This window comes from Methylobacterium sp. D54C, from assembly GCF_053345595.1.
In genome coordinates this window covers 25,598-46,461 of sequence record NZ_JBKFAK010000015.1, presented here as the reverse complement: position 1 = coordinate 46,461, position 20,864 = coordinate 25,598, and the positions used below count along the sequence as shown (strand labels likewise).

Annotated in this window: 17 protein-coding genes and 1 pseudogene; 8 read left to right on the top strand and 10 right to left on the bottom strand. The window is 72.2% G+C overall.

Features of this window, described 5'->3' with window-relative positions; translation table 11 throughout:
- The first annotated feature begins 21 nt into the window (after positions 1-21).
- Positions 22-1,020: a GNAT family N-acetyltransferase gene (locus ACLBYB_RS23005; protein ID WP_091682363.1), complete on the top strand. Its 999-nt coding sequence runs from the start codon at positions 22-24 to the stop codon at positions 1,018-1,020.
- 134 nt (positions 1,021-1,154) lie between these two features.
- On the opposite strand, the gene ACLBYB_RS23000 is transcribed toward ACLBYB_RS23005, so the two are convergent.
- Positions 1,155-1,604: a DNA-directed RNA polymerase sigma-70 factor gene (locus ACLBYB_RS23000; protein WP_026604809.1), complete on the bottom strand. Its 450-nt coding sequence runs from the start codon at positions 1,602-1,604 to the stop codon at positions 1,155-1,157.
- A 206-nt stretch (positions 1,605-1,810) separates the two neighbouring features.
- Between ACLBYB_RS23000 and ACLBYB_RS22995 the strand changes: the two are divergent.
- The 4 genes and pseudogenes from ACLBYB_RS22995 to ACLBYB_RS22980 all read left to right on the top strand — a co-directional run bounded on the left by ACLBYB_RS22995 (position 1,811) and on the right by ACLBYB_RS22980 (position 9,398).
- Positions 1,811-2,231: pseudogene (locus tag ACLBYB_RS22995) on the top strand (Kdo hydroxylase family protein).
- Positions 2,232-2,247: 16 nt separating this feature from the next.
- Positions 2,248-2,547, top strand: a complete 300-nt coding sequence (locus ACLBYB_RS22990; protein ID WP_010685588.1) for an antibiotic biosynthesis monooxygenase family protein — start codon at positions 2,248-2,250, stop codon at positions 2,545-2,547.
- A 126-nt stretch (positions 2,548-2,673) separates the two neighbouring features.
- Entirely contained in the window at positions 2,674-7,980 is a 5,307-nt protein-coding gene (locus ACLBYB_RS22985; RefSeq protein WP_447700164.1) for an alpha-2-macroglobulin family protein, read from the top strand.
- Between the two features lie 293 nt (positions 7,981-8,273).
- The gene (locus ACLBYB_RS22980) at positions 8,274-9,398 is read left to right on the top strand and encodes a mechanosensitive ion channel family protein (protein ID WP_091979809.1); all 1,125 of its coding nucleotides are present in this window, start codon (positions 8,274-8,276) and stop codon (positions 9,396-9,398) included.
- 103 nt (positions 9,399-9,501) lie between these two features.
- On the opposite strand, the gene rlmN is transcribed toward ACLBYB_RS22980, so the two are convergent.
- Entirely contained in the window at positions 9,502-10,776 is a 1,275-nt protein-coding gene (gene rlmN / locus ACLBYB_RS22975; protein ID WP_447700163.1) for a 23S rRNA (adenine(2503)-C(2))-methyltransferase RlmN, read from the bottom strand.
- A gap of 98 nt (positions 10,777-10,874) precedes the next feature.
- Between rlmN and ACLBYB_RS22970 the strand changes: the two genes are divergently transcribed.
- Positions 10,875-11,531: a class I SAM-dependent methyltransferase gene (locus tag ACLBYB_RS22970; RefSeq protein ID WP_447700162.1), complete on the top strand. Its 657-nt coding sequence runs from the start codon at positions 10,875-10,877 to the stop codon at positions 11,529-11,531.
- A gap of 158 nt (positions 11,532-11,689) precedes the next feature.
- Here the strand turns inward: ACLBYB_RS22970 and grxD are convergent, their stop codons facing one another.
- From grxD to recQ, 5 genes are all read right to left on the bottom strand, one after another.
- The gene (gene grxD / locus ACLBYB_RS22965) at positions 11,690-12,028 is read right to left on the bottom strand and encodes a Grx4 family monothiol glutaredoxin (protein ID WP_012318124.1); all 339 of its coding nucleotides are present in this window, start codon (positions 12,026-12,028) and stop codon (positions 11,690-11,692) included.
- Positions 12,029-12,067: 39 nt separating this feature from the next.
- Entirely contained in the window at positions 12,068-12,562 is a 495-nt protein-coding gene (locus ACLBYB_RS22960; protein ID WP_447700161.1) for a DUF29 domain-containing protein, read from the bottom strand.
- A gap of 23 nt (positions 12,563-12,585) precedes the next feature.
- On the bottom strand, positions 12,586-12,822 hold the full coding sequence (locus ACLBYB_RS22955; RefSeq protein WP_007568343.1) for a BolA family protein: 237 nt from the start codon (positions 12,820-12,822) through the stop codon (positions 12,586-12,588).
- 26 nt (positions 12,823-12,848) lie between these two features.
- Positions 12,849-15,074 (bottom strand): phosphoribosylformylglycinamidine synthase subunit PurL, encoded by a 2,226-nt coding sequence (gene purL / locus ACLBYB_RS22950; protein ID WP_447700160.1) that lies wholly within the window; start codon positions 15,072-15,074, stop codon positions 12,849-12,851.
- Positions 15,075-15,228: 154 nt separating this feature from the next.
- Positions 15,229-17,070 carry a DNA helicase RecQ gene (recQ, locus tag ACLBYB_RS22945; protein ID WP_447700159.1) on the bottom strand — a complete coding sequence of 614 codons (1,842 nt, stop codon included), beginning with the start codon at positions 17,068-17,070 and terminating at the stop codon, positions 15,229-15,231.
- Between the two features lie 83 nt (positions 17,071-17,153).
- On the opposite strand from recQ, the gene ACLBYB_RS22940 reads away from it, so the two are divergent.
- Both ACLBYB_RS22940 and ACLBYB_RS22935 read left to right on the top strand, forming a co-directional pair.
- The gene (locus ACLBYB_RS22940) at positions 17,154-17,393 is read left to right on the top strand and encodes a type II toxin-antitoxin system VapB family antitoxin (protein ID WP_331297908.1); all 240 of its coding nucleotides are present in this window, start codon (positions 17,154-17,156) and stop codon (positions 17,391-17,393) included.
- On the top strand, positions 17,393-17,794 hold the full coding sequence (locus ACLBYB_RS22935; protein WP_331297906.1) for a type II toxin-antitoxin system VapC family toxin: 402 nt from the start codon (positions 17,393-17,395) through the stop codon (positions 17,792-17,794). Before ACLBYB_RS22940 ends, ACLBYB_RS22935 begins: the two co-directional genes overlap by 1 nt.
- A 4-nt stretch (positions 17,795-17,798) precedes the next feature.
- On the opposite strand, the gene denD is transcribed toward ACLBYB_RS22935, so the two are convergent.
- From denD to otnI, 3 genes are read right to left on the bottom strand one after another with little or no spacing between them, the layout of a single operon-like run.
- Positions 17,799-18,776 (bottom strand): D-erythronate dehydrogenase, encoded by a 978-nt coding sequence (gene denD, locus ACLBYB_RS22930; RefSeq protein WP_331297904.1) that lies wholly within the window; start codon positions 18,774-18,776, stop codon positions 17,799-17,801.
- 26 nt (positions 18,777-18,802) lie between these two features.
- Entirely contained in the window at positions 18,803-20,077 is a 1,275-nt protein-coding gene (gene otnK, locus ACLBYB_RS22925) for a 3-oxo-tetronate kinase (RefSeq protein ID WP_447700158.1), read from the bottom strand.
- Complete coding sequence (gene otnI / locus ACLBYB_RS22920; protein ID WP_447700157.1) at positions 20,074-20,856, bottom strand: 2-oxo-tetronate isomerase; 783 nt, start codon at positions 20,854-20,856, stop codon at positions 20,074-20,076. Before otnI ends, otnK begins: the two co-directional genes overlap by 4 nt.
- Between the last annotated feature and the right edge of the window lie 8 nt (positions 20,857-20,864).

Genomic DNA, 20,864 nt, shown 5'->3' with positions numbered 1-20,864 from the left:
GCACCCGGAGTGAACCCGACGATGGTCGCCAATCTCGCCCGCGGAGCCTACAGCGCGCTCGGAGCCGGCTGGCACAGGGGCGTGCAATGGGGCGTCGGCGCGCCGATCGCCAAGCTGCGCCGCCGGTCGGTCCCGCTGCCGGGCGTCGCGGGCGTGGGCGGAATCGACGACGTGCTCTCGGCCGAGCGGGCGATCCGCCTGCCCGAGCCGTTCGAGGGCCGCAGCCTCGGCCGCATCGGCAGCCTCGAGGTCCGGCTGGCGACGCGGAAATCGGAGATCCGGCGGGCCCAGCGGCTGCGCTACAAGGTCTTCTACGAGGAGATGTCGGCGGTGCCCTCCGGGCTCGCCGCCCTGTCCCGCCGCGACGTCGACGGTTACGACGCGGTCTGCGACCACCTCCTCGTCCTCGACCACGCGGCGCCGCGGCGGAAGAAGCCCTTCGTCGAGCCGCGCCCGAAGGTCGTCGGCACCTACCGGCTGTTGCGCGGCGAGGTGGCCGAGCGGCATACCGGCTTCTACTCGGAGAGCGAGTACGACCTCGCGCCGCTTCTCGCCGCGCAGGGGCACCGGCGGCTCCTAGAGCTCGGCCGCTCCTGCGTGCTCAAGCCCTACCGGAGCAAGCGGACCGTCGAGCTGCTGTGGCAGGGGATCTACGCCTACGTCCTGCACCACCGGATCGACGCGCTGATCGGCTGCGCGAGCCTGGAGGGCACCGACCCGGACCGGCTGGCCCTGCCGCTCGCCTTCCTGCACCACCACGCCCGCGCGCCGGAGGGCTGGCGGGCCCGGGCGCTGCCGGAGCGGGCGGTGGCGATGGACCGGATGCCGCGCGAGGCGGTGGACGCCAAGGCGGCCCTGCAGGCGCTGCCGCCACTGATCAAGGGCTACCTGCGCCTCGGCGCCACCTTCGGCGACGGCGCGGTGATCGACCGCCAGTTCGGAACGACGGACGTGTTCGTCGCGCTGCCGGTCGAGGTGATCGGGGCGCGCTACCGGGGCCATTTCGCGCCGGCCGGGTGAGAGCGCGGGGCATCGGAGGCGGGAGCCCGTACCGTCCTCGCGAGCAGAGCGGAGCGATCCAGCGTCGCCGCGCTTCGCAGGGTCGCGCTGCCCTGGGTTGCTCCGATCCGCGCGAGGACGACGGCGGCCGCCCCTCAGAGATCCCCCAGCGCCAGCTGACCCTGGTTGCGCGCCTTCGGCGGCGCGGCCTTGCGCTCCTTGGCCCGCCCGGAGGCGGGGCGCGCGGCGGCCGCCTTCCTGGGCTTCGGGTCGCCGCGCATCCGGGCCACCGCCTTGTCGCGGGCCACGGCCTCCGGGGCGTTCGGGTCGTCGCTCAGCCACTTGCCGCGCTTGATCACCTCGTTCACGCGGCCCTGGTTGACCCCGACCTTGAAGGCGATCTCCTGCTGGGTCATGCCCGTCGTGGCGTGCAGGTCCAGGATCGCCCGCGCGAGTTCCGGGGTCATCTTCTGTCCGGTCAGCCGCCGGGCGGGCTTCACCGTCCGGGTGGCGCGGTCGCGCTCGCGCAGGCGCTCCAGCAGCGCCAGCGCCATGTTCATGCCGTGCTCGCGCAGGGCCTCCTCGAATTCCTTCAGGGTCGCCATCGGCGCCATCCTCCGCCGGGCTCTCGGGCCGGGTGCTGGCCGGGGAACGTGCCGGGAACGAAGCGGTTGCGCAAGCCGATCCGGCGGGTGCCCACCGCCGCGCCGGTGGATGACACCCGCCGTCCACCGGAAATGCGCGGCCCTGGCCTCCCCCCGGCGGCTCCGCTAGAGGGGGCCGGACCGTGACGGCCGCGGGCGCGCAGACGATGATCACCCCGATCCGCAGAATTGTCCCCGGCGAGGCGTCCGGCTCCCGGGCGCGGGGGCTGGAGGCCGCGGCGGTGCTGCTGTTCCCCGATCTGCCCTTCCCGTTCAGCGCGTTCGAGCGCCGGTTCACCGAGCGACCCTTCGCGGACGGCAGGGCCGAGAACGTCAGCATCCGCGGCGCGGCCGCCGAGCTGCGCGGCGCGGCCGGCACGCCGGAGGTGCAGGAGTTCCTGCGCCGGCTGCTGATCCGCGTCCCCGCCTTCACCCGGGACCCTCTCGGACCTCGTGATGCACGGTGCCATGGGCGGCCGCTACATGCTGGAGCAGACCGCCTACCTGCCGGTCGCCGCCCAGGCCGACCCCACCTTAAGCCCGCAGCGCATCCTCGCGGCCAAGCTCGGCCGCGCCCGTCGCACCTGAGACAGGAACCGCACCGATGATCCTCGAAATCGCGCAGATCGAGATCAAGCCCGGCCTCGAGGCCGAGTTCGAGAAGGGCATCACCGAGGCCTCGGCGATCTTCAAGCAGGCCAAGGGCTGCCGGCACTTCGAGGTTCGGCGCTCGATCGAGCATCCGCAGCGCTACCGCCTGCTGATCCACTGGGACACGCTGGAGGCCCACACCAAGGACTTCACCGGCTCGCAGCCCTGGCAGGATTACCGCGCCCTGGTCTCCCACTGCTTCGCCGGCCCGGTCGCCGTCGAGCACGCCGAGCAGGTGCTGAAGGCGTTCTGAGCCTCGGCGCGAGGCCGGGCGGGGCCTACAGCGATCCGAAGCGTTGCGAGCCCGACCGCCGGTGCTAGGCTCCCGCGCGACGGGACCCGGAACGAATCATCGGGATTGCGGGTGGGGAACAGGCTGATGGCGCGGCTCGGACGGCTCGCGGGTGCCCTGGCGCTCCTCGGAGGAATCGCCGGCAATCCGGCCCTCGCCCAGACCTCGCCAGCCCTGTCCCCACCTGCGGCCCGCACCGCGCCCCGCCCGGCGACGGCTGTCGCCGCGCCGTTCGCCAGGACCTTCGTCCGGGCCGACCTCGCCAGCGCGGCGGTCCGCCTGGAGACCGCGCTGAAGGCGGAGGCCGGGGGCCCGCTGCGGCCCGCCGGCCAGTCCCGCGCGGCCGGGCTGGCCCTGCTCGCCGCCGACAAGCCCGACGAGGCGCTGGCGCCTTTGACCGCCGCGGTGGCGGCCGATCCCGCCGACGCGCGCAACTGGCAGGCCTATGCCCGGGGGGCCGCGGCGGCCCTGGGTGCCCTCGAGGACAACGACTACCAGGGCCGGTCGCGTCTGCGCGGGCGGGTGACGGCCGCCGCCTACCGCGCCTACGAGCGCGCCGGCACGGCGGCCGACGCCGCAGCCGCGCTGGCGGCGCTCGGCGCCGCCGAGGCCGAGCAGGAATCGTGGCGCCCGGCGCTCGACGCCTACGCGGCGAGCCTCGCCCTGGCCGAGACCGGTTCGGTCCGGGAGACCTACGAGACCGTGCGGGCGCAGCACGGCTTCCGCATCCTCGACTACAAGGTCGATTCCGACGCGGCCGCTCCCCGGGCCTGCTTCACCTTCTCGGAGGCGATCCGCCCCAAGACCGACTACGCCCCCTTCGTGGCCGTCTCCGGCAGCAGCGCGGCCGCCGTGACCGGGGAGGGCTCTCAGGTCTGCGTCGACGGACTCAAGCACGGCGGCCGCTACGCCATCGTGGTCCGCCAGGGCCTGCCCTCCGCGGTCGGCGAGAGCCTGCTCAAGGCCGCCGATTACGAGATCTACGTCCGCGACCGCGCCCCGCAGGTGCGCTTCACCGGGCGCAACTACGTCCTGCCCCGGACGGGCCAAGCGGGCGTGCCCCTGGTCTCGGTGAACGCACCGAAGCTCGACGTCGAGGTTCTGCGGATCGGCGATCGCGGCCTGCTGCCGACCCTGCGGTCGGAGGACTTCCTGGGCCAGCTCAGCGGGTCCACCGCCCGGACGATCGCGTCTGAGAAGGGTCAGCGCGTCTGGAAGGGCACCCTCGACACCGCCAAGGCCGAGCTGAACCAGGAGGCCGTCACCGCCTTCCCGGTCCTTCAGGCCGTGGGCAAGCTCGAGCCCGGCCTCTACGTGATGCTGGCCCGCCCCTCCGGCACGGCCGCCTCCGACGAGGAGTACGACACCCAGGCGACCCAGTGGTTCGTGGTCTCCGACCTGGGGCTCACCGCCACCAAGGGCCGGGACGGGGTCACCGTGGTCCTGCGCTCGCTCGCCTCCGCGCAGGTGATGCCGGGCGCCGAGATCCGGCTTGTCGCCCGCAACAACGAGGTGCTGGGCACCCGGACCACGGACGCGCAGGGCCACGTCGCCTTCGATCCCGGGCTCGCCCGCGGGGAGGGCGGTCTGGCGCCGAGCCTCGTGGTCGCCCAGGCGGGCGGCGATTACGGCTTCCTCGACCTCAACCTCGGCGCCTTCGACCTCACCGACCGCGGCGTGAAGGGACGGCCCGAGACCGGCGGCCTCGACGCCTACCTGTTCCCGGAGCGCGGGGTCTACCGCACGGGCGAGACCGTCCAGCTCACCGCCCTGCTGCGCGACCCCCGCGGCGCCGCCGTGCCGGACCTGCCGCTGACCCTGGTGGTGAAGCGGCCGGACGGCGTCGAGTACCGGCGCGTCTCGGTGCCCGACCAGGGGCTCGGCGGCCGGGCCCTGCCGCTGCCGCTCCTGTCGGGGGCGATGCACGGCACGTGGCGGGTCTCCGCCTACACGGACCCGAAGGCGCCCGCGATCGGCGAGACCAGCTTCCTCGTGGAGGATTACGTCCCCGAGCGGCTGGAGGTGACCCTCAAGGCCCGGCAGGCGGCCCTGAACCGGGGCGAGGCCGCGCAGGTCGACGTCGCCGCCCGCTACCTCTACGGCGCCCCGGGCTCCGATCTCGACGTGTCGGGCAGCGTGACCGTGCAGGCGGCGGCCACCAGCGGCATCAAGGGACTGGAGACTTATTCCATCGGTCTCGACGACGAGGCCGTGGAGCCGACGACCCAGGAGTTGCAGGACCACGCCACCACGAACGCGCAGGGCGCCGCCACCGTCACGGTGCCGGTGCCCCAGGTCGCGGCGCCGCGGGCGCTGGAGGCGAAGATCACGCTGGCGGTCGGCGAGCCCGGAGGCCGGGCGCTGTCGCGCAGCCTGACCCTGCCGATCCTCCCGGCGAGCCCGGTCCTCGCCCTGCGCAAGGGCTTCACCGACCTCAAGGAGGGCGGGATCGCCGGCTTCGACGTGGTGTTCGCGCGCCCCGACGGGGCGCTCGTTGCCCGGCCGGGCGTGAGCTGGACCCTGTCGCGGATCGACTCCTCCTACCAGTGGTACCGGGCGGACGGGCGCTGGTCGTTCGAGGCGGTGAAGTCCGCCCGGCGCGTCGCCAGCGGCACCGTCGACCTCACGGCCGCCGGCCCGAGCCGGATCGAGGCGCCGGTCGGCCTCGGCCGCTACCGGCTGGAGGTCTCGACCGCGGGCGCTCCGGAGGCGGGTGCGAGCCTCGGCTTCGAGGTGGGCTGGGGCGGCTCCGAGACCGCGGAGGCGCCCGACCTGCTCGACCTGACCCTCGACAAGGCCGCCTACGCCGCCGGCGACACGCTGCGGGCCAAGCTCAGCCCGAAGTTCAAGGGTCAGGCCAGCTTGATGGTCGTCAGCGACCGCGTGCACCAGACCCTGGAGGTCAGCGTGCCGGAGGGCGGCACCACGGTCAGCATCCCGGTGAAGGCCGAGTGGGGCGCCGGCGCCTACTTGGTGGCCACCGCCTACCGGCCCCTCGACCAAGCGGCCAAGCGCCTGCCCGGCCGGGCGCTGGGTCTGGCGTGGTTCTCGGTGGACCGGGAGCGCCGCAGCCTCGGGGTCGCCCTGAAGGCGCCAGAGCGGGCGCGCCCGCGCCAGGACCTGACCCTGCCGGTCCAGCTCACCGGGCTGAAGGCCGGCGAGCCGGCGCGGATCACCGTGGCCCTCGTCGATGTCGGCATCCTCAACCTGACCCGCTACGCGGCGCCGGACCCGACCCAGTACTTCCTCGGCCAGCGGGCACTCGGGCCGGAGGTCCGCGACCTCTACGGCTACCTGATCGACGGCATGCAGGGCTCGGCCGGGGCGATCCGCTCCGGCGGCGACGCGGGCGGCGGCGAGCTCGCCGATTCCCCGCCGACCCAGGCGCCGCTGGCGCTCTATTCCGGCGTCGTGACCGTGGGGCCGGACAGCGCGGCCAGCGTCACCTTCCCGATCCCGGCCTTCAACGGCACCGGCCGCGTCATGGTCACCGCCTGGAGCGGCGACCGGGTCGGGCAGGCCCAGGCCGACGTGATCATCCGCGACCCGGTCGTGCTCAGCGCCACGCTGCCGCGCTTCCTCGACACCGGCGACCGCTCGCGCCTGTTCGTGGCCCTCGACAACGTCGAGGGGCAGGCGGGCGAGTACACGGTCGACCTGAGCCCGACCGGCCCGGTCGTGGTCGGCGCCAGCGCGCTGCGCCAGACGCTGCGGCTGGAGGCCGGCGCGAAGGGCCAGTTCGCGATCCCCCTCACCGCCGCCGGACCCGGCACGGCCCGGCTCGACCTCGCCCTGTCGGGGCCCGGCCTCCCGGCCGCCCTCAACCAGAGCTTCGCCCTCGGGATCTCGCCGGGGACGGGCGCCCTGCTGCGCCGCTCGGTGCGCAGCCTCGCCCCGGGGGCGAACCTGACGCTGACCTCGGACCTCCTCGCCGACCTGCAGCCGGGCACCGGCAGCGTCTCGCTCTCGGCCACGGCCCTGCCGGGGGTCGACGTGGCGGCCCTGCTCCGGGCGCTCGACCGCTACCCCTACGGCTGCTCCGAGCAGGTGGTGAGCCGGGCGATGCCGCTGCTCTACGTCAACAAGCTCGCGGCGCTGGAGAAGCTCGCCCTCGACAACGGCGCCGACGAAAGGGTGCGCGAGTCGATCGAGCGCCTGCTCGCCCGCCAGGATTCGAGCGGGGATTTCGGCCTGTGGTCGGCGCAGGGATCGAGCGACCTCTGGCTCGACGCCTACGTGACCGACTTCCTGACCCGCGCCCGCGAGCGCAACTTCGCGGTGCCGCAGAAGGCCTTCGCCCAGGCCCTCGACTACCTGCGCAACGCGGTGGCCAACGCCACCGAGGTGCGCAACGGCGGCGCCGACCTCGCCTACGCGGCGTACGTGCTCGCCCGGAACGGGCGGCCGGTGATGGGCGACCTGCGCTACCTCGCCGACACCAAGATCGGCGACTTCTCCTCCGCCCTCGGGCGCGCGCAGCTCGCCGCCGCCCTGGCGCTGCTCGGCGACCGCGGCCGCGCCGCCAAGACCATGGAATCGGCGCTCACGGTCCTGCGCGCCGAGCGCGACAAGGGTGTCTACCGCGCCGATTACGGCTCCCGCCTGCGCGACGGAGCCGGGCTGATGACGCTCGCCGCCGAGAGCGGGCTGGCGCAGGGGGCGCTGGGCCCCGCGGCTTCCGTGCTCGGCGAGGAGCAGCAATCCGAGCGCTCGACGAGCACGCAGGAGAATGCTTGGCTGGTGCTCGCCGCCGAGAGCCTGTCGAACGAGGCGGGCACCCTCTCGTTCACCCTGGACGGCGCCTCGCAGACCGGCCTGCTGGCCCGGGTCTATCGGGAGGCGGCCCTGGCCGACCGAGGCGTTCAGCTCACCAATACCGGCCGCGCGCCTGTGCAGGTGGCCGTGACCGTCAACGGCAGCCCCCTGGTGCCGGAGCCGGCGGCGCAGCAGGGCTACACGATCGAGCGCAGCTTCCGCCGCCTCGACGGCAGCGTCGTCGATCCGGCGAGCGGCCTGCGCCAGAACGACAGGCTGGTGGTGGTGCTCAAGGTCACCGAGGCCAAGGCGGAGGCGGCGCGGCTCCTGCTGGTCGATCCGCTGCCGGCGGGGCTGGAGATCGACAATCCGAAGCTCCTCGACGCCGACGCACTCCAGGGGCTCGCCTTCGCCAAGTCCGACGTGCAGCCGGTCCACACCGAGTTCCGGGACGACCGGTTCGTGGCCGCCTACGACCGCGACCCGAGCCAGTCGGCCTTCTTCACGGTGGCCTACACGGTGCGTGCGGTCTCGCCGGGGACCTACGTCCATCCGGGCGCCACCGTGGAAGACATGTACCGGCCGGCGCGGTTCGGCCGGACCGCCTCGGGCAGCGTGACGGTGGGGGCGGCCAAGTAGGGCGGCCGGCGTTCGCGCGCTCCGCTCGACTTCAACCTCCCGTCATCGCCAGCGCAGCGAAGCGACCCAGGGCCAGCGCGCCGTCGGTGAGCGTGGCGCTTCCCTGGATTGCTTCGCTCCGCTCGCAAGGACGGTGGTGCTGAGGGCATCGTCCGGCCTCGGCCTCGAGCACGGAGGCGCAACCCGCCGGGCCGGGCTGCTGCGTTGCGGCAGGCACATGGTGCGCTGCGGAACCGCCGCGAGCGCCCACCCATTCCCACAGGTGCCGTTCGGAACCCGTGGAGCGATGCCCGATGCCGGACCTCGACGCGCTCGCCGGCTCCGCAGCTCGCGCGCTGGCCTACCTGCCGTGGTGGGCCGAGAGCCTGATCCTCATCGTCGCCTGCTGCGCCGTGGTGATGCCCCTGCACGGGATCGTCTACCGGGCGATGAAGCGGGCGGTCGCGACCAAGAGCCTGTTCTGGCGCTCGCTGGTGTCGCGTACCCGCGGGCCGAGCCGCCTCGGTCTGATCGTGGTGGCGATCAGCCTCGCTTCGACCACCGTGCACCTGTCCTGGGAGGTGCGGATCGCCCTCAACCAGATCCTGCTGGTGGCCTTCGTGACGCTGACCGGCTGGTGCTGCGCCACCGCGCTCCACATCGCCACGGTGATCTACCTGCGGCGGTTCAAGCTCGACGCCGAGGACAACCTCCTGGCGCGCAAGCACTTCACGCAGATGCGCATCCTGGAGCGGGCCGGCGTGACGCTGGTTGCGCTCGTCACCCTGTCGGTGGCGCTGATGACCTTCGAGCCGGTGCGCCAGTACGGCGTCAGCCTGCTCGCCTCGGCGGGCGCGGCGGGCCTCGTCCTCGGTCTCGCCATGCAGCCGGTCCTGTCGAATCTCGTGGCCGGTATCCAGATCGCCATCACGCAGCCGATCCGGATCGAGGACGCGATCATCGTCGAGAACGAGTGGGGCTGGGTCGAGGAGATCACCGCGACCTACGTGGTGGTCCGCCTCTGGGACTGGCGCCGGCTGGTCCTGCCGCTGACCTACTTCATCCAGAAGCCGTTCCAGAACTGGACCCGCGACGGCGCCTCGCTGATCGGCAGCGTGTTCGTCTACGTCGACCACCGGGCGCCGGTGGCAGCGATGCGCGAGAAGCTCGCCGAGATCGCCGGGGCCACGCCCCTGTGGGACGGCAAGGTGGTGAACCTCCAGGTCTCGGACGCGAAGGAATCGACGATCGAGATCCGAATGCTGGTGAGCGCCCGCAACGCGCCCCAGGCCTGGGACCTGCGCTGCGTGGTCCGCGAGGCGATGATCACGTGGCTCCAGGCCGAGCACCCGGAGGCCCTGCCGCGGCACCGCACGGAATGGGTCGGGGCCGCGGAGATGCCGCTTCGCCGTGCGGAGGAGCGGCGGTTTGCGGCGTGAGCCACCTCGTCATCGCGAGCGCAGCGAAGCGACCCAGGGCCGCGCGCCATCTGTGCGCGTGGCGCTACTCTGGATTGCTTCGCTGCGCTCGCAAAGACGGGTGTCAGTCGTCGGCGCCAGCGTAGAAACTCTCCACGCCGATGCCCTCCTCCTGCATCAGCCGGGCGCGGGCGCGCAGCTTCTCGGTCTCGCTCTTGAGCTGGCCGCAGGCCGCCAGGATATCCCGGCCGCGGGGCGTACGCACCGGCGAGGCGTAGCCGGCGTTGAACACGATCTCGGAGAAGCGCTCGATCCGGTCCCAGTCCGAGCACTCGTAGCGGCTGCCCGGCCAGGGGTTGAACGGGATCAGGTTGATCTTGGCCGGTATGCCCTTGAGCAGGCGCACCAGCTCCCGCGCGTCCGCGTCCGAATCGTTGACGCCCTTCAGCATCACGTACTCGAAGGTGATCCGGCGGGCGTTGCTCAGGCCCGGATAGGCCCGGCAGGCCGCGAGCAGCTCGGCGATCGGGTATTTCCGGTTGAGCGGCACCAGCTCGTCGCGCAGGTCGTCGCGCACGGCGTGGAGCGAGATCGCCAGCATGGCGTTGGCCTGCTCGCCGAGCCGCGGGATCTGCGGCACGACCCCCGACGTCGAGACCGTGATCCGGCGGCGGGACAGGGCGAGCCCCTCCTGGTCCGACATCACCCCGACAGCGTCGACCACGGCGTCGAGGTTGTAGAGGGGCTCGCCCATGCCCATGAACACGATGTTGGTCACGAGCCGGCCGACCTCGCCGGAGCCGCCGGCGTCGCGGCTCGGCATCTGGCCGGGCCAGTCGCCGAGCTCATCCCGGGCGGTGACGAGCTGCTGCACGATCTCGGCCGCCGAGAGGTTGCGCACGAGGCGCTGCGTGCCGGTGTGGCAGAACGAGCAGGTCAGCGTGCAGCCGACCTGGGAGGACACGCACAGCGTGCCGCGGTCGGGCCCCGGAATGTAGACGCACTCGATCTCGGCGCCGCGATTGTGCTCCTGCCGGTTGGTCGGCGCCATGCGCAGCAGCCACTTGCGGGTGCCGTCGCGCGAGACCTGCCGGCTCGCCACCTCCGGCCGCTCCAGGGTGAAGTGCTCGGCGAGCTGCGCCTTCAGCGCCTTGCCGACATTGGTCATCTCGGCGAAGTCGGACGCCCCGCGGAAATTGACCCAGTGCCAGACCTGGCCGGCGCGCATCCGGCTCTCGCGCTCGGGCACGCCCATGCCGACGAGCTGCGCCTTGAGGGCGTCGCGGGTCAGGCCGACCAGCGAGGGGCGGCGGCCGGGCAGCGCCTCGGGGAGGAGATCCGGCGCCTTCTCGATCGCGGCATCGGCCGCGCGGGCGCTGTCGAGCGACGGCGTCGCCATGGCGTTCAAACGATCCATACGTTGGAAAGGGTCTGATATACGCGATCGCGGCGGCGAAGGCGAATGCGCGCCGCCCACAGGGGGCCTGACGGAGAGCCATGGCGACCGACACCCGAGCCGGGCAGGCGATCTACAATCCGCGGACGCTACAGATCTACGACCTCGTGGTGCTGCGCCTGTCGAACCCCCTGATCTGGCGCTGCCCCACGGCGCGGATCCTGGATCTCTACGACCGGCACGCGGGCCTCGCGCATCTCGACGTCGGGGTCGGGACCGGCTGGTACCTCGACCGATGCCGGTTCCCGGCGCCCGCGCCGCGGGTCGGCCTGATGGACCTCAACGCCGACAGCCTCGCCTTCGCGGCCGACCGGATCGCGCGCTACCGGCCCGAGACCTACCGGGTCGACGTTCTCGGCGCGCCGGCCAGCGGCATCGCGCCGTTCGACTCGATCGGGATGACCTACCTGCTGCACTGCCTGCCGGGCGACATCGCCGCGAAGGCGAGGGCCTTCGACACGGTGCGACCGTGCCTGGCCGATGACGGCGTGGTGTTCGGTGCCACGATCCTCGCGGGCGGCGTCCCGACCACGGGCGCGGCGCGGGCGCTGATGCGGATCTACAACCGCAAGGGGGTGTTCTCGAACGCCGCCGACACGCTGCCGGACCTGCGCGCGGCGCTGGAGCAGCGGTTCCGGTCGGTCGATATTACGGTCGTCGGCTGTGTCGCCCTGTTCGTGGCGCGCGAGCCGCGCTGAGCCGGTTGCCGTCCTTGCGAGCGGAGCGAAGCAATCCAGCGGCGCCACGCCCGCCGAGCTCGCGCTGCCCTGGGTTGCTTCGCTGCGCTCGCAAAGACGGGCACGAAAAAGGGCGCCCGCGGGCGCCCTGATCCGTCCCTCAAAAGCCCCGAAAAAAATCAAGCGGCGGCGGTCTTCACCGGCACGCCCTTCTCGGACAGGAAAGTCTGCAGCTCGCCCGACTGGAACATCTCGCGGGTGATGTCGCAGCCGCCGACGAACTCGCCCTTCACGTAGATCTGCGGGATGGTCGGCCAGTTCGAGAAGGCCTTGATGCCCTCCCGGATCTCCTGATCGGCCAGGACATTCACGCCCTTGAACGGCACGCCGAGGTAGTTGAGGATCTGCACCACCTGCCCCGAGAAGCCGCATTGCGGCATCTGCGGCGTGCCCTTCATGAACACCACCACGTCCTGGGAGGCGATCTCGTTCTGGATGGTCGTGTTGACGTCGGTCATCGCTCTGTCCTTGTTCGTCGGTCGTATGTGAGGTCTGAGTCAGCGGCGCGCAACCGAAGCGGCGATCGTACGAAGTGCGCGCTCGATATCGAAAGTCTCGGTCAGCAGATCCTCAGGACGGATCGGGCAGGCTTCCGGCAGCCCCGGGAGCAGCGCGTTCCCATAGGCGCTAAGACCAGCCTCGGCAGCCGTGACGGCCGATTTCCAGATCCTGCTCCAGTTCAGCCTTTGCCGCATCGACGCTTCGTAGGCGTTCCAGGCGGTGATCTGGAAGGTCGCGACCTCCTCCCGCCAATGCAGGCTGGCCGGCGCGAGCGGGGCGGATGCGCGCTTGAGGAGGTGGGCGAGCGTCTGGATCAGCAGACCTTCGACGGCCCGCAGATGCGAACGCCCCACGCTCTCGATCTCCTCGGCAACGTTCTCCCAATCGACTGCGTTCGACAGCTCAGGCCGTTCGGCCAGCGCGCGCAGGGCCGCCGCCTGCTCCTCGGCCCAGGTCACGATGTCGTCGTCGTAGAGACTCGGTCGGTCCATCGGGAGCGCTCCCGCGAGAAGGCTCAATCCTGCGGGACGCCCGTGGTCAGCGCAAGGGCGTGGAGCACGCCGCCCATCCGGCCCTGGAGGGCGCCGTAGACCATCTGGTGCTGCGCCACCCGGGTCTTGCCCTTGAAGGCCGCCGACAGGACGGTGGCGGCGTAGTGGTCGCCGTCGCCCGCGAGGTCGCGGATCTCCACCTGCGCGTCCGGCAGGGCCTCGCGGATCATGCGCTCGATCTCGCCCGCATCCATCGGCATCGGGAAACTCCTCGTCAGAACGGGGCTCAGGCGGCCGGCGCGGCCGGCTGGCTCGCCATGTAGTCGGGCAGCCAGCCCTCGTGCGCCGCATTCAGGTCGGCGAGCGATATGGTCTCGCCGCCCGGCAGGGTCAAACGGTCGGAGCCGGCGACGCCGACCGAGGCCGCGGCCACGCCCTGGGCCGCGGCAGCCGCGAGGAGATCGGTGGCCGCCTCCGGCCGCACCGCCAGCAGGTAGCGGCCCTGGTCCTCGCCGAAGAGGTAGGCGTGGGCCGGCAGGTCCACCGGCACGTCGGAGAGCGCCGCGCCGATCCGGCCCGCCATGGCCATCTCGGAGAGCGCGACGGCGAGGCCGCCATCCGCGAGGTCGTGGACCGTGTCGACGGTACCGGCCTGGATCAGGCCGCGGACGAAGTCGCCGTTGCGGCGCTCCAGGGCGAGGTCGACGGGCGGCGGCGCCCCCTCCTCGCGACCCTCGATCACCGACAGGTAGGCCGACTGACCGAGCCAGCCCTCGCTGTCCCCGATCAGCACCAGCACGTCGCCTTCGCGCTTCAGGGCGATGGTCGCGTGGCGCGCCACGTCGTCCAGCACGCCGACGCCGCCGATGGTCGGGGTCGGCAGGATGCCGACGCCGTTGGTCTCGTTGTAGAGCGAGACGTTGCCCGACACGACCGGGAAGTCGAGCGCCCGACAGGCCTCGCCGATGCCCTGGAGGCAGCCGACGAGCTGGCCCATCACCTCGGGCTTCTCGGGGTTGCCGAAGTTCAGGTTGTCGGTGATGGCGAGCGGCTTGGCGCCGACCGCCGTGATGTTGCGCCACGCCTCGGCCACGGCCTGCCGGCCGCCCTCGACCGGGTCGGCCTCGCAGTAGCGCGGGGTCACGTCGCAGGTGAGCGCGAGGCCCTTCGGCCCGTCCTCGACCCGCACGATGGCGGCGTCGCCGCCGGGCTTCTGGACGGTGTTGCCGAGGATGAAGTGGTCGTACTGCTCGAAGACCCAGCGCTTCGAGGCGAGGTCGGGGGAGCCGACGAGGCGCTTCAGCGCGTCGGTGAGCGAGGCCGGGGCCGCCACATCGGCGGCCGCGATCACCGGCTGGTGCGTGTTGGCCAGATGCGGCCGGTCGTAGAGCGGGGCCTCGTCGCCGAGCTCCTTGATCGGCAGGTCGGCCACGATCTCACCGTGCCATTTGATCACGAAGCGCAGCGTGTCGGTGGTCCGGCCGATCACCGCGAAGTCGAGTCCCCACTTCACGAAGATGGCTTCGGCCTCGGCCTCCATGCCGGGCTTGAGCACCATGAGCATGCGCTCCTGGCTCTCCGAGAGCATCATCTCGTAGGGGGTCATGCCCTCCTCGCGGGCCGGCACCTTGTCGATGTCGAGCTCGACGCCAAGGTCGCCCTTGGCGCCCATCTCGACCGCGGAGCAGGTGAGGCCGGCCGCGCCCATGTCCTGGATGGCGATGACCGCGCCCGAGGCCATCAGCTCCAGGCAGGCCTCCAGCAGCAGCTTCTCGGCGAAGGGGTCGCCGACCTGCACGGTCGGGCGCTTCGACTCGGATTCCTCGTCGAACTCGGCCGACGCCATGGTGGCGCCGTGGATGCCGTCGCGGCCGGTCTTGGAGCCGAGATAGACGATCGGGTTCCCGACGCCGGCGGCGGCCGCGTAGAAGATCCCGTCGGTGCGGGCGAGGCCAACCGCCATGGCGTTGACAAGGATGTTGCCGTCGTAGCGCTTGTGGAAGCCGGTCAGGCCGCCGACCGTCGGCACGCCGAAGGAGTTGCCGTAGCCGCCGACGCCCGCGACCACGCCCGAGACGAGGCTGCGGGTGCGCGGGTGGTCGGGGGAGCCGAAGCGCAGGGCGTTGAGCGCCGCGATCGGCCGCGCGCCCATGGTGAAGACGTCGCGCAGGATGCCGCCGACCCCGGTCGCCGCGCCCTGGTAGGGCTCGATGTAGCTCGGGTGGTTGTGGCTCTCCATCTTGAAGACGCAGGCGTGGCCGTCGCCGATGTCGATGACGCCCGCGTTCTCGCCCGGTCCCTGGATCACCCACGGCGCCGAGGTCGGCAGCCCGCGCAGATGCTTGCGGGAGGACTTGTAGGAACAGTGCTCGTTCCACATGGCCGAGACGATACCGAGCTCGGTCAGCGTCGGGTCGCGCCCGATCAGGCCGCGGAAGCGCTCGTACTCGTCCGGCGTCAGGCCGTGCTGGGCCACGAGCTCGGGGGTGATCGGAACGTCGTTGCGGAACATGGGCGGTCTCGACGAGGGCGGTCCGGGAGCCCCGGCAGGGCCCTCGACCCGATGCGCGACCCGAACCGGGCCGCGCGCGGCGACGGTGACGGATTAGTGCGTTCCGCCACCGCGTTGCAATACGCCGGCCCTGCTGGCCGTGTATGGGTGCCGGTCACGCGGCCGGCGGATGGGCCAGAAAATCGGCGATCGCGGCCACGAACCTGTCGCCGTAGGCCTCGCGCTTGCGCTCGCCGACCCCGTGGACGGTGCGCAGCGCCCAGAGATCGACGGGCTTCTGACGGGCCATCTCGATGAGGGTCCGGTCCGGGAAGACCATGAAGGCCGCGATGCCCTCGGCCCGGGCGAGCGTGGCGCGCAGGCCGCGCAGGTGCTGGAACAGCGCCTCGTCGGTCTCCGAGAGGGCGATCTCGCCGTCCTCGCGGGCGGCGGCCCGGCGGCGCTCGCGGGATTCGGCCTTCGGCTCCGGATCGGGGCGGAGCTGGACCGGCTCCCGGCCGAACAGGATCGCCTCGCCCTTCTCGGTCATGGACAGGCCGCCGTAGCCGTCGGCGTTCTCGGCGATCGCCCCGGCGGCGAAGAGCTGGCGCAGGATCGCCCGCCACGCCGCCACCGGCTTGTCCGCCCCGACCCCGAAGGTCTTGAGGCTCGCGTGGCCGTTGCGGCGGATCTGGTCGCTCTCCTTCCCGTGGACCACGTCGCAGATATAGGCCGCGCCGAAGCGCTGGCCGGTGCGCACGATCGCCGAGAGGATCTTCTGGGCCGGGACGGTCCCGTCCACGAGGGTGACGCCGCCGCGGCACAGGTCGCAGCGGCCGCAGGCACCGCTCGACTCGCCGAAATAGGCGAGCAGCGACTGGCGGCGGCAGGTGGCGCCCTCGCACAGGGTGATCATCGCCTCGAGCTTGCGCCGCTCGACCCGGCGGCGGTCGTCGGAGATCTCCTTCTCGTCGATCTGGCGGCGCCGGAGCGCCATGTCGTCGAGGCCGTAGAGAGTCAGCGTGTCGGCGGGCAGCCCGTCGCGACCGGCGCGGCCGATCTCCTGATAGTAGCCCTCGACGTTGTTGGGCATGTCGGCGTGGCAGACGAAGCGCACGTCCGGCTTGTTGATACCCATGCCGAAGGCGACGGTGGCGGTCATCACCACCCCGTCCTCCTGCAGGAACCGGTCCTGGTTCGCCATCCGCGTCGCTTGGTCGAGGCCGGCATGGTAGGGCAGGGCGTCGAACCCGTCCTTCCGGAGGGTCTCGGCCAGCTGCTCGGTGCGCTTGCGCGACGAGCAGTAGATGATCCCGCTCTCCGATCGCCGGTGCTTCAGGAACCGCTCGATCTGCCGGGCCGGGTTGTCCTTGGGCTGGAAGGTCAGCCGGATGTTCGGCCGGTCGAAGGAGTGGACGAAGATCTTCGGGGGCCGGTCCTGCGGGAACAGGCGCTCGGCGATCTCGGCGCGGGTCGCGGCGTCGGCGGTGGCGGTGAGCGCCAGGGTCTGGACGTTGCCCAGCGCCGTCCGGGCGCGGGCGATCTCGCGGTACTCCGGCCGGAAATCGTGGCCCCACTGCGAGACACAGTGGGCCTCGTCGACGGCGAGCCGCCGGACGCCGGCGCCGCGCAGGGCGTCCATGCAGCCGTCCATCAGCAGGCGCTCGGGGGAGACGAACAGCAGCCGCAGGTCGCCGGAGCGCAGGGCGCGCCACGTCTCGCGGGACTCGGATTCCCCGACCGTGGAGTTCAGGGTCGCGGCGCGGATGCCGACGCTGCGCATCTGCTGCACCTGATCGTGCATCAGCGCGATCAGCGGCGAGACCACCACGGTGAGCCCCGGATCGACCAGGGCCGGGAGCTGGTAGGTCATCGACTTGCCCGAGCCCGTGGGCATCACGGCGAACACGTCGGTCCCGTCGAGCACCGCGCCGATCACCTCGTCCTGGCCGGGGCGGAAATCCTCGTAGCCGAACGTCTTCTTCAGCGCGGCGCGGGCCTCGTCGAGGCGGGTCATCGGGATCCTTGATCGGGTGTCTGCACCGGGCTTGCGGCGCGGATGTGTAGACACTAGCCTCACCTGTCTACACGGAGGCGATCGTGCCGCTCAACATCCGCAGCGAAGTGGTGAATCAGCTGGCCGAGAAGCTGGCATCGCGGGCCGGCGTGAGCAAGACCGAGGCGGTGCGGATCGCGCTTCAGAACGAGCTGGATCGGCGGGAAGAGTCGCTGACCGAATTTCTGGAGAAGATTCGCCCGATACAGGAGGCCCTTGCCGCCTACCAGGAGACCGGCCTCAAGGCCGACAAGACCTTCTACGACAGCCTCTATGAGGACTGATGTTCATCGATGCGTCGGCGCTGGTGGCGATCCTGTGCCAGGAGCAGGGATATGAACGGGTGGCAGATTGTCTCCGCCAAGCTCCGCGTCGTCTGACCAGTGCCCTCGCCCAGTTCGAGGCTGTCTTGGCGGTGGCTCGCATTCGGTCGCTGCCGCCTGAGACCGCCGAGAGACTCGTGAACAGCTTCCGCGAGACGGTCGGTATCGGGATGGCCTCCCTCGGCCTTGCAGAAATCCGCATCGCCGTTGCGGCCCATGCCCGCTACGGCAAGGGCCGCCACCCGGCGCGCCTGAACCTGGGCGACTGCTTCGCCTATGCCTGCGCACAGGTGCACGGCGTGCCGCTGCTCTATGTCGGCGACGATTTCCCGCAGACTGACATCCGCTCCGCCCTCGCCTGAGGCTTCAGCCCCCGTGGAACTCGGCCACGTGCTGGGCCACGATCGCGTCGAAGGATTCATCCGCCCGGAAGCCCAGGGCCAGGGCGGCCTCCGGCTCGAACGCCTCCGGCCAGGAGCCGACGATCCGCGCGATGGTGGCGTCGGGTTCGCGCCGGATCAGCGCCACGGCCTTGTCGCCCGCCGCGCGGCGCAGGGCCTCAATCTCCTCCGCCACCGTCGCCGAGACGCCCGGCATGGTCAGGCTGATCCGCGGGCCGATCGCCGCGAGGTCGAGCCCGGCGGCGTGGATCAGGAAGCCCACCGCCGCCGCGGGGCTGGCGAACCAGTGCCGGACCGTGTCGGGCACCGGCAGGATCGCCTCCTGGCCGGCGAGCGGCTCGCGGATGATCCCCGAGAAGAAACCCGAGGCCGCCTTGTTGGGCTTGCCCGGCCGCACGCAGATCGTCGGCAGCCGCAGGCCGATCCCGTCGAGGAAGCCGCGGCGGGCGTAGTCGGCGAGCATCAGCTCGCCCATGGCCTTCTGGACCCCGTACGAGGAGGCCGGGCGCAGGATGTGGTCGTCCGGGATGACCTTGGGGAAGGGCGGCCCGAACACCGCGAGCGAGGAGGTGAAGACCAGCTTCGGCCGGTAGCCGTCCGCCGCGCTGGCCGCCCGGATCGCGTCGAGGAGCAGGCGGGTGCCGTCGAGGTTGACCCGGTAGCCCAGCTCGAGGTTCGCCTCGGCCTCGCCGGAGACCACGGCGGCGAGGTGGAAGATGACCCCCGGCCGCTCGGCGATGGCGGCCTCGGCGGCGCCGGGCGCCGTGAGGTCGGCGGCCTCGGCCCGCACCGGGCCGGAGAAGCCCTCGGGCGCTGCGGGCGGGACCACGTCGAGGAGGGTGAGGGCGGTGAGCGGCTGTCCGCCGACCCGGCCATCCCTCACCAGGGCGTCCACGAGGCGGCGGCCGATCATGCCGGCGGCGCCGAGAATCAGGGCGTGCATGGAAAACCTCCCGTCGGGTTGTGGCGTCAGGCCATCATGTCGAGGGCGCGGCCGAAGAAGTCGGCGCCGCCGAAATTGCCGGATTTGAGGGCGAGCAGCATCGGCTCGGGCCGGCCCGCCGTGCGCAGCACCGGCACACCCGCGGCGATCTCGGGGCCGAGCAGGAAGGCCGTGAGGCCCAGCCGGTCGACCACCGCGCCGGAGGTCTCGCCGCCGGCGACCACGAGCCGGCGCACCCCGCGGGCGACGAGGCCCTCGGCGATCGCTGCCAGCGCCGCCTCGATGGCGTGGCCGGCCGCGTTGACGCCGTGGGCGGCCTGGAGCGCGCGCACCGCCTCGGGCGGGGCCGAGGTGGCGATCAGTACCGGGCCCGAGGCCAAGTGCTTGTCCGCGAAGGCCAGGGCCTCGGCGACCACGTCGTCGCCCGCGAGCAGCCGCGCCGGGTCGAGGCGCAGCACCGGCATGATCGTTTCCGCGGCGGCGACCTGCTGGAGGGTCGCCTGCGAGCAGCTGCCGGCGAGGCAGGCGGAGGCGCCACCCACCGGCTCGCCCACGGCCGCGCCGGCGGCGTCCTTGGTTCCCCGCCCGTCGGCCGCGAGCGCCCGGGCGAGGCCGAGGCCGAGGCCGGACGCGCCCACCGAGAACTTGCGGCCGACGATCGCCCGGCCGAGCACCTCGAGGTCGCTGTCGAAGATCGCGTCCGCGATGGCGGCGCCCTTGCCCTCCTGCGCGAGGGCGTCGAGGCGGGCGGCCACGGCCTCCGCGCCCCTAGCCACCGTGGCGGTGTCGATCAGGCCGACGGGACTGCCGCTCTGGCGCCCGAGCACGCGCACGAGGTTGGCGTCGCGCATCGGGTTCAGCGGATGGTCCTTGAGCGGGCTCTCGTTCAGCGGCACCGAGCCGACGAACAGGTTGCCCTGGTAGACGCTCCGCCCCGTCTCGGGGAAGGCCGGGGTGACGAGGGCGACGGTCTCGCCCGCCTCCGCCCGCAAGGCGTCCATCACGGGACCGATATTGCCCGCATCGGTGGAGTCGAAGGTCGAGCAGACCTTGAACATCACGTGGGCCGCGCCCCGGGCCCGCAGCCAGGCTTCCGCCTCGCGGGAGCGCGCCACGGCCTGGTCGGCGGGGATCGAGCGGCTCTTGAGGGCCACCACCACAGCGTCGGCCACCGGCAGCGACCGGCCGTCCTCAGGCACGCCGATGGTCTGGATCGTGCGCAGACCCGCCTTGGTCAGCGTGTTGGCGAGGTCCGAGGCGCCCGTGTAGTCGTCGGCGACGCATCCCAGCGCGAGGCTCATCGGGCGCTCCCCTTGTAGGCGGCGAGCCAGCCGAGGCCCGCGACGGTGTCGGCGGCCGGAATGTACTCGCAGCCGACGAAGCCGCGGTAGCCGAGCCGGTCCAGCTCGTCGAACAGGAAGAAGTCGGCCATCTCGCCGGTGCCGGGCTCGTGCCGCTCAGGCACGCTCGCAGTCTGGACGTGGCCGATGAGCGGCATCAGGGCGCGCAGCCGCACGGTCACGTCGCCGTGCAGGATCTGGCAGTGGTAGAGGTCGAACTGGAGCTTCAGGTTCGGCAGGGCGAGCTCGCGGATAAGGTCGGCCGCGCGGCCGAAATCGTTGAGGAAGTAGCCCGGCATGTTGCGGCCGTTGATCGGCTCCAGGACGAGGTCGAGGCCGGCCGGCGCCAGCCGCTCCGCCGTCCAGGTCACGGCCCGGCGGTAGGATTCGACCGCCCTGGGATCGTCCCACGGGGCGAGGCCCGCCATGAGGTGGAGCCGGCCGACGCCGGTCGCCTCGGCGTAGCGGAGCGCCGTGTCGGCCCCCGCCTTCAGCTCGTCGAACCGCTCGGGAAAGGCCGCGATCCCGCGCTCGCCCTGGGCGAAGTCGCCCGGCGGCAGGTTGAACAGGGCCTGGGTCAGGCCGTTCGCGCGGAGCCGCGCGCCGATGTCGTCCGGCGCGTGCTCGTAGGGGAACAGGAACTCGACGGCGTCGAACCCGGCCCGGGCCGCGGCCTCGAACCGGTCGAGGAACGGCACCTCGTTGAACATGAGGCTCAGGTTGGCGGCGAAACGCGGCATGGTTCTGT